Source organism: uncultured Campylobacter sp., assembly GCF_938045595.1.
In the GTDB taxonomy this organism is placed as follows: domain Bacteria; phylum Campylobacterota; class Campylobacteria; order Campylobacterales; family Campylobacteraceae; genus Campylobacter_B.
This window is the reverse complement of sequence record NZ_CALIBB010000045.1, coordinates 1-11,328: the sequence shown is the minus strand read 5'-3', so window position 1 is coordinate 11,328 and position 11,328 is coordinate 1. Positions and strand designations below refer to the sequence as shown.

The 11,328-nt window shown below is 46.6% G+C and carries 11 protein-coding genes and 1 pseudogene; 4 read left to right on the top strand and 8 right to left on the bottom strand.

Translation table 11 applies throughout. The annotated features are described in order from the left end of the window. The 4 genes and pseudogenes from Q0340_RS01860 to Q0340_RS01845 form a co-directional block, all read left to right on the top strand. Positions 1-153 (top strand): annotated as a pseudogene (locus Q0340_RS01860) (Sec-independent protein translocase TatB); the annotation flags it as partial. Positions 154-537: 384 nt separating this feature from the next. Next, a complete protein-coding gene (tatC, locus tag Q0340_RS01855; RefSeq protein ID WP_298081927.1) occupies positions 538-1,293 on the top strand; it encodes a twin-arginine translocase subunit TatC in 756 nt (251 codons plus the stop codon). Between the two features lies 1 nt (position 1,294). After that, positions 1,295-2,314 carry a tRNA preQ1(34) S-adenosylmethionine ribosyltransferase-isomerase QueA gene (gene queA / locus Q0340_RS01850; protein ID WP_298081926.1) on the top strand — a complete coding sequence of 340 codons (1,020 nt, stop codon included), beginning with the start codon at positions 1,295-1,297 and terminating at the stop codon, positions 2,312-2,314. Then, a complete protein-coding gene (locus Q0340_RS01845; protein WP_298081925.1) occupies positions 2,311-3,351 on the top strand; it encodes a hypothetical protein in 1,041 nt (346 codons plus the stop codon). Before queA ends, Q0340_RS01845 begins: the two co-directional genes overlap by 4 nt. A gap of 1,097 nt (positions 3,352-4,448) precedes the next feature. On the opposite strand, the gene Q0340_RS01840 is transcribed toward Q0340_RS01845, so the two are convergent. From Q0340_RS01840 to Q0340_RS01805, 8 genes are all read right to left on the bottom strand, one after another. Further along, the gene (locus Q0340_RS01840) at positions 4,449-4,946 is read right to left on the bottom strand and encodes a hypothetical protein (protein ID WP_298081924.1); all 498 of its coding nucleotides are present in this window, start codon (positions 4,944-4,946) and stop codon (positions 4,449-4,451) included. Between the two features lie 100 nt (positions 4,947-5,046). Then, the gene (locus Q0340_RS01835) at positions 5,047-5,343 is read right to left on the bottom strand and encodes a hypothetical protein (RefSeq protein ID WP_298081923.1); all 297 of its coding nucleotides are present in this window, start codon (positions 5,341-5,343) and stop codon (positions 5,047-5,049) included. A 118-nt stretch (positions 5,344-5,461) separates the two neighbouring features. Then, positions 5,462-5,722 carry a 30S ribosomal protein S18 gene (rpsR, locus tag Q0340_RS01830; protein ID WP_295151385.1) on the bottom strand — a complete coding sequence of 87 codons (261 nt, stop codon included), beginning with the start codon at positions 5,720-5,722 and terminating at the stop codon, positions 5,462-5,464. Between the two features lie 13 nt (positions 5,723-5,735). Beyond that, positions 5,736-6,338, bottom strand: coding sequence for a single-stranded DNA-binding protein (locus Q0340_RS01825; protein ID WP_298081922.1), 603 nt, complete (start codon positions 6,336-6,338; stop codon positions 5,736-5,738). 10 nt (positions 6,339-6,348) lie between these two features. Continuing rightward, entirely contained in the window at positions 6,349-6,762 is a 414-nt protein-coding gene (gene rpsF / locus Q0340_RS01820; protein WP_005873267.1) for a 30S ribosomal protein S6, read from the bottom strand. Positions 6,763-6,846: 84 nt separating this feature from the next. Continuing rightward, positions 6,847-7,851, bottom strand: a complete 1,005-nt coding sequence (locus Q0340_RS01815) for a DNA polymerase III subunit delta (protein WP_298081921.1) — start codon at positions 7,849-7,851, stop codon at positions 6,847-6,849. Beyond that, a complete protein-coding gene (locus Q0340_RS01810; protein ID WP_298081920.1) occupies positions 7,851-9,773 on the bottom strand; it encodes a ribonuclease R family protein in 1,923 nt (640 codons plus the stop codon). Before Q0340_RS01810 ends, Q0340_RS01815 begins: the two co-directional genes overlap by 1 nt. Next, positions 9,770-11,002 carry a hypothetical protein gene (locus Q0340_RS01805; RefSeq protein WP_298081919.1) on the bottom strand — a complete coding sequence of 411 codons (1,233 nt, stop codon included), beginning with the start codon at positions 11,000-11,002 and terminating at the stop codon, positions 9,770-9,772. The genes Q0340_RS01810 and Q0340_RS01805 overlap by 4 nt, the downstream gene beginning before the upstream one ends. Positions 11,003-11,328: the final 326 nt, after the last annotated feature.

Below are 11,328 nucleotides of genomic sequence, written 5' to 3'. Positions count from 1 at the left end.
GAGCTCAAAGAGGATGCCAAAAAATATAAAGAGAGCATCACGCAAGCAAGCGAGGGTGTGCGCAAAAAGCTCACGTTTGAGGAGCTCGACGAGATAAAAGGCGGCATGAACTCCGTCAAAGAGACGCTAAATGCGGGTCTAAAAAATATAGAAGGCTCCGTAAAAGACACGTTAAATTCCGCGGAAGTCTCGGCGCAAAAACAGAATGAGACGGCAAATTTAAAAGCAAATTCGAGCGAAGAAAATTCCGCGCAAAGCTCTGCCTGCGCCGCAAACTCTATGCAAGGCTCCGTCCTCGGCGCAATGAATTCCGGCGTTGAAAGCAAAAGCACGAATTCGAGTGCCGAAAACAAAGGCGAAAATTCCATGCCGAGCGCGAGCAGCGCAGAAAATTCCGCACAAAATACCAATGCAAGCGGTGAAGCGAAAAGCGCCGCGCAAAATTTGAATGCAAATTTAAACGGCGATGCGCAAAATTCTATGCAAAATTCCGCGCAAAATAACGATACGCAAAAATCATAATGAGAGAGAAATTTAATGTTTGAAGAGCTAAAACCGCATCTAGCCGAGCTTCGCAAGCGCCTAGTGATCTGCGTGCTGTCCGTCATCGTCCTTTTCATCGCGTGCTTCGGCTTTTGGGAAGATATTTTAGGCTTTATGACCCGCCCGCTAGTGCGCGTGCTTCCTAAGGGCAGTGAGATCATCTTTACCCAGCTTGGCGAGACCTTTTTTACTGCGATGAAGGTGTCGTTTTTCACCTCGTTACTTCTAGCAATGCCGATAATTTTCTGGCAGGCGTGGCTTTTCGTAGCGCCTGGGCTTTACGACAACGAGAAAAAATACGTCATCCCCTTCGTTAGCGGAGCGAGCATTATGTTCTTTTTAGGCGCGGCGTTTTGCTATTTTTTCGTAATCCCCGTCGCATTTAATTTCTTGGTAAATTTTGGCGCCAAGCAATTTACTGCGATGCCTACGATCGGCGAATATGTAGGCTTTTTCGCTAAGCTCATCGTCGCATTTGGCATCAGCTTCGAGCTTCCTGTAGTAACCTTTTTCCTCGCTAAGATCGGGCTTGTAACAAATAAAAGCCTGAGCGATTTTTTTCGCTACGCAATCGTCATTATTTTCATCTTTGCAGCGGTGATGACGCCGCCGGACGTGCTTAGTCAGTTTATGCTCGCAACTCCGCTAATTGCGCTTTATCTGCTTTCGATCTTCATCGCCAAAATGATAAATCCGTATAAGCCTGAGGATGACGAAATCGAAAATTCCACGGACGTAGCGCAGGCGTGAGATGGCGGATCTAAATTTAGTTGGCAGCTACGATTACGAGCTTCCTAGCGAGCTCATCGCAAGCGCTCCCGTGATGCCCAAACAAAGCGCGCGCCTGCTAATCTACGACCGCACCAAAGAGCAGATCACGCACGCGCACTTCGGCGATTTGGCGGATGCCCTGCCGCCCTGCGATATTATTTTTAACGACACGCGGGTGATTAAGGCGCGCCTCTTCGGTCACAAAAATAGCGGCGGCAAGATCGAGCTTCTGCTAAACTCGCCGCTTGAGGGCAATAAATTTAGCGCCTATATTCGCGGCAGCGTCAAAGCGGGCAGCGAGCTTAGCTTTGAGGCGGGCCTTAATGCGCGCGTTTGCGAGCTGATGGAAGGCGGGCTTCGCATCGTGCAGTTTGAGCAGGGCGGCGAAGCTTTAAACACCCACGATGTTTTTGAAATTTGCGAACGTATCGGCCACGTGCCGCTGCCGCCGTATATCAAGCGCGCCGATACCAAGCAGGACGAGAGCTGGTATCAAAGCATCTTCGCGCGCGAACAAGGCGCCGTCGCCGCACCCACCGCGAGCCTTCATTTTAACGATGCGATGCTAAACGACCTGCGCAAAAACCACGAAATTTATTTTATCACGCTGCACGTAGGCGCGGGCACCTTTAAGCCCGTGGAAGTAGCGGATCTGCGCGATCACAAGATGCACGGCGAGCTCTACTCTATCCCGCCGCAGACCGCGCAAATTTTAAAAAGCGAGCGAAAAATTTTAGGCGTGGGTACGACCGTTACGAGAACGATCGAAAATTTTGCACGTAACGGGCAAAGCAGCGGAATCTGCGAGCTGTTTTTGCACCCGGGCAACCCGCCGATAAGACAGAATTTTTTGCTTACAAATTTTCACCTGCCCAAATCCACGCTGATAATGCTCGTAGCGAGCTTCATCGGCCTTGAGCGCACGCTTGAGCTCTACCGCATCGCAGTGGAGCAAAGATACCGCTTCTACTCCTATGGCGATGGGATGCTTGTGCTATGAAAGCCGTGGTTTTAGGCGCGCTAGCAATATTGGCTGCGACGGCAGGCTTTGCGGCAAGAAAACTTTTTGCTAAAAAGCCCGCCGTAAGCGGCAAAATTTTCTCCGCTGAGCCTAAAGCCAAAGAAAGCGATTCCGTCGTGCCTAGACGCGAGGATATCGCGCAGATCGATATTTTAAAAATTTTAAAATTTCAAAGCGAAATTTTATTTGAGGAGTGCACGAAATACGATAGCACGCTCTATCTTAGCTTCCCGCCGCAGCTACCGCGTATCTACGGCGGCGAGGTGCTAAATCTCACTAGCGCAGTCTTTGACGCGTGCGAGTTTTTTCTACAAAATATCGCTGAGCCAATCCGCGTAAGCGTGGAATTTAGTAGCAAGGAACTTAGAGCGAATATGAGCTCTATCAAGCTCGATGTTCGCGTAGGCATCGATCGCGAGCTAAAGGATCCGCGCACCTATGCGCTTAAAAGTGCACTAGAAAGCGCTGCTAGCACGGATGATGAGTATCTTACTTCAGCGCAGACCCATTTGCGTGCACTCGGTTCGCATCCAAGTATTGGAGCTGACGGGCGCGGAACCTTTATCAAAATGGATGCGGTACTTAGCTGCTTTGCGCAAAAGCAGGATTTTAGCGCTAAAAAATACGACTACAATGTCATCATCACGCATAAAAACCGCGCGATCTTCGAGGAGCTGCGAGATTTTTTAAACGGGCTTGGTTGCGACGTGATGCCAAACTCCAACTGGGAGAGCGCAAAGAGGCACCTAAACGACTTCATCTACGTAGCCGACGTCGTCATCCTCGACGCCGAGATCCTGCGCGCAAATATAAGCGAAATAAACTACCTCAACGCGCTGGAAAAAGATGGGGTATTTTTCATATTTTTGCTTAAAAATAAACACTCGCTCAAGGTGCTGGAGGGGCTAAGCTTTAAATTTTTCAAGCTCGAGATGCCATATTTCTACGACGAATTTTACGCCACGCTCGACATCATCGAAAAGATCAAAAACGATGAGAATTTCTTGGGGCTGTAGCGAACAGGCAGCGATAAATTTAAAACCGAAGAGATTGAAGTGATATATTTTGACTTAGATTGGAGATCAAGGGCAATATAAACGACGGCGAATATGCTTTAAGAGAGCGGCGGTACGAGGCGTATTTAGCAGGGCTGCATAAAAATATGCATACGCTAGAAAGAATTTTTGCGGGCATAAGCTTCAACGATGCGCTATTGCTACCCAAAAAAACAAATCAATGAAAAATTGCATTTGAAATTTTACATCGGAGATTTGCAAAATGGATATTATGAACTAAAATGCGTTATGAGCACAGATCAAAGATGCGATGCGGCGTCCGGCGAAATAATAACGAGCGAGATATTTTACGAAAATGGCAATTACCGCTTCTCTTTCATTCTCGCTTGCTTGAAGGAATACGCCGTTAACTTCTCCAGGATAGATAGCCTTAAATTTAACGCGATTTCGCAAAGAAAATATAGTCGCGAGTTTAAGAAATTGAAACTTTCATAGCAAATCCAAACCTCGGTTTTTTTACGTATAAAATTTCATCCGCTAAAGATTGCCGCCTCGGTATTTATCTCATTTACAATCCAAAATTAAAAATATTAGCTAGCGAGGTTTTGGGAGGTATGGATTTTGATTTAGGCACGAGCTTTCTGACAAACGATGCGAGCTTCGGAGGTATAAAAATTTTAGTTTTTCGTGACTTAGAATGTGTCGCGTACTTCAGGTCAAAGCGTAGCGATGTGAGATAAAATTTTGCTCGCTCGAGTGCTGAGGCATTATGCTTTTAGAAAAGGCACAAAGTAACGTAAATTTCGCTGTGTCTTATAGCTGAAATCCATTAAATTTAAGCCAGAATCATTCGGCGGCAGTGTTATTCGCCAAACCCTCTAAGGCAAAATCTCTAAATTTAAGTTCTGGACATCATATGCAAGCAGATTTCCTTCTGCCTTTAAAGCATTCAAATCATATTAAAATTTAAACTTCCAGGCGAATCTAAAGAATTTTGGAAATCACTACGTTGCATTTAAAGGCGCGCCCGATAAGAGATAAACAAACCAGCAAATTTTAAAAATTTAGCCAGACGAGCTTTGCTTGCAATTTAAATTTTATCTTCTGCCCTCTTTTTTAGCCTTGACCGCCTCATAAAGCTCGTCGATCGAGGTCGCGGACGAGCCCGAATATTTCTGTGACGCTTGCATAGTTTTTTTGCCCCATTTACCGTCGATCGTCACGCCGTAGCCGCTAAACATCAAACTTCGCTGGATATAATAGACTTTATCTTGCTGCGTCATACTTTGTTGCTTCTGCACTTCATGCTCGGCATCTTTTGCCTGCTCACTTTCATATACGGAAGCACCCACTAAATATCCTAGAACTAAGCCTCCCACAATTGGTACGACAGACGCAACAAATCTATTATTTACGCTAGAAGTCAAGCCTTCCAAAAATGCCTTTGCAATGCAAAACACTATAAAGCCCGGAATAAAAGCGAGAACGGCATTGAAGCCACCACCTATCACGTATACGAGCATACAGACTAAAATAATAGCTACAAGCCCCTCACCCAAACCGCTACCGACGAGGAAGGCTAGGAAAAAATTCATAATTTATCCTTGAAATTTAAACGACATAATTTTCCAATTTTAAATTTAACCGAAAATTATGAAATTTAATCACCGATTAGACAACAAAATATAAGCAAGGCTATTCTACGTGCTTCATGGTCCTATGAAATTGCGGGCTATGATCTTTTGCTGCCACATAAGCACAGATGATGCCTAGCACGCCGATAACCAAAACTATAATTAATGCAGTATTATGACCTTTAGCAAAAGCCGCTCCAAAGAAAAGCCAAAGTATAGAAAAAAAGAGCGTTCCTATCCACGACCTACGATATGAGATCTCCGCCTGACATCCGCTACATACGACCGCACCGTATTTGATGTCGTCTTTGCCGCAAAAAGGACATTCCAAATATTCCTCTTGTTCATTCTCTGCCATAATTTCTCCTTTGAAAAAATATAGGTGGAATTATATATATATATATAAGAGCGGGCTTAAATTTTAAAATTTAGAGTTTAAAATAGGGGGAATTTTAGCGGCTTTGTACCGCTAAAATTTAAAGATTTTCGAATGGATTTACGACCACGTCTTTGCGATCGACGATGTAAGGTATAAGGGCTGCTTGGCGCGCGCGCTTGATAGCCTTTTCTACCATCTCTTGGTATTTTTTGCTGGTGCCGGTTAGGCGGCGCGGCATAATCTTAAAGCGCTCGCTTAGGCAGTGCTTTAGCAGCGCCGTGTCCTTATAATCGATAAATTCGATCTTTGCTTCCGTAAATTTGCAATACTTCCTAGTATATTTTCTCTTATCTGCCATGATTTTTCCTTAATTAAAATGGGATCGTGTCGTTGCCGTCATCGTATTTATCGGCATCGACGTCGACTTCCGGAATCGTGCTTTCGTAACTCTGCTCTTTTTGTTTAGGCGCGTTATAATCGTTTTTTGCGCCTCTAGAATTTGAGTTTTGTCTATTAGCATAGCTATTTCCGCCGCCGTAATTACCGCCGCCGCCGTAGTTAGAATTCCCGCCGCCGTAGCCGCCGGAGCTTCCGCCATAATTGCCGCCCTCGTAATTGCCGCCTTGATTATAGCCGCCGCTTCCACCTTGATTGCTTCCTAGCATCTCCATCGTATCTACGCTAATAGAGTGCTTGCTTCGGTTCTGCCCGTTCTGATCTTGCCACTGATCTAGCTTTAAGCGACCTTCGATCAAAATTTTACTGCCTTTTCGCAAGTATTGATTTGCGATCTCGGCCGTACGACCGAAAAAATCTATGTCTATAAAGCACGTTTCTTCGCGTTTCTCGCCGTTTGAGCTATTATATCTGCGTGTGACGGCGATGCCGGTTTTGCCTACGGCGGTGCCCGTTTGCAGATATCTAAGCTCGATATCTCGGGTCAAATTACCTACCAAAACTACTTTATTGAACATATTTTATCCTTTATTCGCCCTCTTTGGCTGCCTCTTCGGGCTCTTTTGGCTCTACCGGCGCTTTTGGCTCACGCTCTTTTTTCGCAGGGCTTAGTTTGATACCTTTGCTTAGTTTATCCCAAGCGGAAATTTCACGCTTAGTCTCATATTTGACGGTCAAAAATCTAATGATATCTTCGGTGATGCGCAGATTTCTAACAAGTTCGGAGATCAAGCTCGGCTCGGCTTTAAAATAGATTACGAAATAAACTCCGCGCTCATATTTGTCGATCTTATAGGCAAGCTTTCTAGCGCCCATTTCGATCACGGAAGCGATCTCTCCGCCATTTTTGGTTATGATTTCTTTGACGAAATCGACTTTTGTTTTAACTTCATCGTCGGTAAGCGTGGGCTTAACGATGAATAAAACCTCGTAGTTTCTCATAAATTCTCCTTATGGATTTTAGCTCGCAAACGGTGTCTGCGGGCAAGGATTTTGCAAAAAATGCAAGGGGATATTACTGAAATTTCACTTAATATTTGCTTTTTGTCCGAGCGAACTTAGTAACATGCGCTGCAACCTCAAAAACGACGCAAGCAAAAGCTCATCCTTCGCCGCGTTCTTTTCGCTTTTGAGTTCAAATTCCAAATCGTTTAAGTGAGCGAAAATTTTATAAAACGTCCGCGTTGAAAAACCGGTGGCATAGCGCTGCATCTGTGCGGCCACGGAAGGGGGCGGCTGATAGCCTAAAACCGCCTTAAAATCAAATCTGCCGTTTATTTTCACGTAAGCATGCAGGCGAAAAATTCTATAAATCAGGCGGTAGAAATAATTTATCAGCTCCATCTCGTTGTATCCGCCGCCCAGAGCCATTTTGTAAAAATCTACGCGAAAATCGCAAAGGCTGAAAATTTTATCGAAAAGCTCGTCGTAGCTCACCTCGCTAAGGCCATAAACCATCAAATTTACGTTTTGCAGGCTAAGCTCAAGCCCCAGACTTGCAAATTTTTCTATCTCGCTCGCGCTTAGGCTCAGGCTTTCGTTGTGGATGGCGTAGATCCTGCTAAGCGCGGCGGTGTTTGCAAAAAGCCCGCACATCTCGCATTTTTGCGCAAGCAGCGCTATGGCTTCGTTTACGCCCGAGGGTTTGAAAAACCTCACTTCGTTTCGTTCAAATTCCTTGATAAAATCCGCGCTCACCGAAATTTCGCTATCGTTTAGCTCGTAGATCAGATGGTTATTTGCGTCCGCCTTGCACAGCGCGATGAGCCTTCGCAACTCCTCTTTTTTGATAAGCGAAGTCGTTTTGATATGAAGCGTGTTGCTGCCGCCGAAAAGCGAGGGCTCCAAGAAGCTCCGCGCCTGCTCAAAATCATACTCCAAAAAATACAAACTCAAAAAATTTTCCGCGGCGTAAATTTGCTTCAGGCGCTGCGCGTAAAGCTCGTTTGAAAAATCGTCTCCGCCGCGTAAAAGCACGAAATTAGGCACCCTGCCGCTTGCGATAAGCCCGTCAAATTCTTTCCTATACATCAGATCTTCTTTACCACCCTGCCTAAAATCACTCCGCTAGCGATGTTTGCGTCCGTAAGCTCAACTAGCACGGGCGTTAAAATGTCGCCGGCGAAATTTGAAACTAAAATTTTAGCCCCCTTTAGCTTGTCGTCTAACTTTGCGGTGACTGAATTTCCGTTTTCGTCGATGTAGCAGCGAAATTTTTTGCCCAAATTTTCTGCGGCCCAGCGCGCAAATTTTCGGTCCATAAAATCAAACGCGACCTTATCCGCCTCGCGCTCGAGCTCGTTTAACCGAGCACACGTAGCATCGATGTTTAAAAGCAGGTAATTATAAAATTTCTCATCTCCCCTCATCTGCGCCTTTAGCAGGCGGTGCAAAATGAGATCGGAATAGCGCCTGATCGGGCTTGTGAAGTGCGTGTAGTTATCAAATCCGAGCCCGAAATGCCCGCGAGATTCGGATCCGTACTCGGCGCGCTTTTGAGCCTTGATGATGAGCTTATCGACCTCCTCGCGGATCCCCATGGTATCGGCTTGCGCTTGAATTTCGCCGATCATTTTAGCAAGGTTGCTCTGATACGGCGCGTCGATGCCAAACAGCGCTAGATCGTCAATCAGCGCGTAAATTTTTTTAAGCTCCGCCGAGCCGTGATTTCTAAAAACGCCCCGCTCGATGCGCGCCGCAGCGGCTTTGTTGGCTAGCAGCATACAATCCTCGATGAGTTTGTGCGACGGGGTGTCGGTCTCGAAGCGGGTGGAATTGATAAAACCGCACTCATTAAGCGTGATGCGAAGCTCCTTGGTGCGAAAATCAAATCCGCGCTTCAGCCTCGCACGGCGCAGGCGCTCGCAAATTTCATTAAGCGGCAAGAGCCAGCTTAAAATTTCAGGCTCGCACGCCTTGCGGGTGCGTAAAATTTCATCGACCTCGTCGTAATTATAGCGACGTTTTGATCTTATAATCGCTTCGAAAAGCTCCTGCTTTTGCGGGTTTAAATTTTCATCCAAAGCGATTTTAAAAACAAAAGCTAGCCTCGGCAGATCAGGCATCAACGAGCAGATATTTTCGCTAAGCTCGCGCGGCAGCATCGGCACGGATCTGTGCGGGAAATAGATCGAAAAGCCGCGAAATTTCGCCTCCTTATCGATCGGCGAGTATTCGCTTACGTATTCGCTCACGTCAGCGATCGCGACGTAAAGCGTGCGCTCTTTTACGTAAAAATAGATCGCGTCGTCGAAGTCCTTGGCATCGATAGGATCGATAGTGCAAAAGGGCAGATGCTGCAAATCCACGCGCTGCGGATACAGCGCCTCGTCCACTTCGCTGCCGAAGCTCGCGGCTTGCTGCTTGCACGCTTCGTTAAATTCGTCGTTTTTATCGTAGATCGCTAAAGAAATTTTCTCATCGACGAAGGGATCGGCTAGGCTTCCGATCACCTCGGTAATCTCATTCGTTAGATTATCGATCTTTAAAAGGGTGTTTGCGGGCAGCTGCTTGAGCGATTTTTGCGTGGCTTTGAGCGGATTTGCGAGGCCGGTTTTGACGTTCACGCCTAAAATTTCGCGCCCGAAGCTTTTGGTATAAACCACGCTCGTTAAAAATGCGGGCTTGACGCATATTAGCACTTTTGCGTGCAGGCGGGACTTTCTTGAGCTTAAAATTTTTGCTAGGATCAGATCGCCCAGATGCACGCCGCTTAAATATCTGTTTTCGATGATGAGATCTGCCTTGAAGCGATCGTCGAAGCTCTGCAGATAGCCCGTGCCGTCGCGCGCGATGTCGAGCCTACCGAAAACATAGCCGTCGTTTAGATAGAGCTTGCCCTTGTGCGCGCTGATAGCGCCGATATTTAGGAGGTTGCGCGCGAGTTCCTTTTGCTCGCCGCTGAGATCCTTTTCAAATATGCCCGAGTTAAAGGCGCGCAGAAACTCTTTCATATCGAAATTTCGCCTTTCGCCTCTAAAAACGCCTCCTGCTCGAAGCCGAACTCGACTAGTAAATTTAAAGCGTTGTCGATGCTAAGCTCGTCAAAATGATGGTAGACATTGACCGCGGTTTTGGCGATCTTTAGCATCGCGTAGCGGGATTTGTTCTCAAAAGGCGCGTCGTCGGGGGCGTTTGAATACAGCGCGTCCTGCGCGATCTGCTCTAGCCCGAAATGCGCAAATAGCGCGTGCGAGACGCTTTCGCGGTTCGTGCCGCTAAATTCCATCTCCACGTCGGTAAAGTCCTGCGGAAAGATCGAGCCCTTGATAGCATGGTAAAATTCCTCCGCCTTGCCCGTAGCACACACCTGCTCGTCGATAAAAACCCGCCCAAATTCCACTAAAATCACGCTTGAGAGGATACTTTGCTCAATCTGCGGGTAGGATTTGATCCACGAAAACATAAGCAGATTTCGCAGTAGCGAGACCTGCGTGAGCTTTTCGCGATCGATGCGATACGCCTGCAAATCCGGCTTTAGCATCGCGTCGAATACGGCGAATAGAAAAAACGCCCGCATCTGCTCGCGCCCGTAAAGCTCAAACGCTCGCTGTAAATTTAGCGTTTTTAGTGCCGCGGCGCCCTGCTCTCGCCCCTGCTCCTGCGCCTTCTCCCATTCTTGCCCCTGTTTTTGCTGCTGCGCTTGTATCGGCTCTCGTCTATGCGCTCGTTCGGCTTGCGTGGAAATACTCGAACCTAGCGCGCAATCAGCTCTCGCAGCGGCGTGCTGATTTTGCCGCTGCGTATCGCTTGCTGCTTGCGAGAGGTTAAATTTAAAATTCTCGTCGCTGCAATTTACGCCGTTTGCGCCGTTTGGATGATTAAATTTAAGAATGTCGCCCTGCCCTGCTAAGTCTGTGCCTTTTTTCTCGCTCGAGGTGCACTCGTTTTGCCGCCACTCGTCTGCGGCGTCTTGCAGGCCGCATCCTATGGGCTTCGTACTTTGGGGATCGCACTGCTCATCCGCGGCACCGAAATTTTGCCTCGCGAGCTCCTCGACGCTAAATTTAGACAAACCGCAAAAGGCTAAATCTAAAATTTTATCCGCAAAGGGGGTATTTTTTGAAATTTGCAAAGCGAGCCTGACATCCGAAACATCCGCGTCAAACGATGCTAAAATTTTTAAAATTTCATTGCTAAAGCCCGCGAGCGCGCCTATTTTTTGGGTTATAAATTTATTCATTTTAAAAAGCCGTTCAATATAAATTTCGCACAATCATATCAAATTTTAACTCAAATTGCAAAGCAAAACGCCGCCGTTACGTCCAAATTCCGCTTCGGCTCACGAGGCTTTTAAAGCGCTCTTTTTGCCCCTGAAAATCGCGGATCAACCTGCCCGTTTATAGCGGCGGCAAAACCGAAATTTCAATCGCCGTTTTATAAAATTTTAATCCCCTTTCGTATAAAATGCATCGAGATTCCGTTTATAAAGAGCTCGATTAAAACAGAAGTTTGAAGAGCTAAAGAGGCTTTTAAAAACTGAAAGTGATTTCATTATGCTCAAGCTAA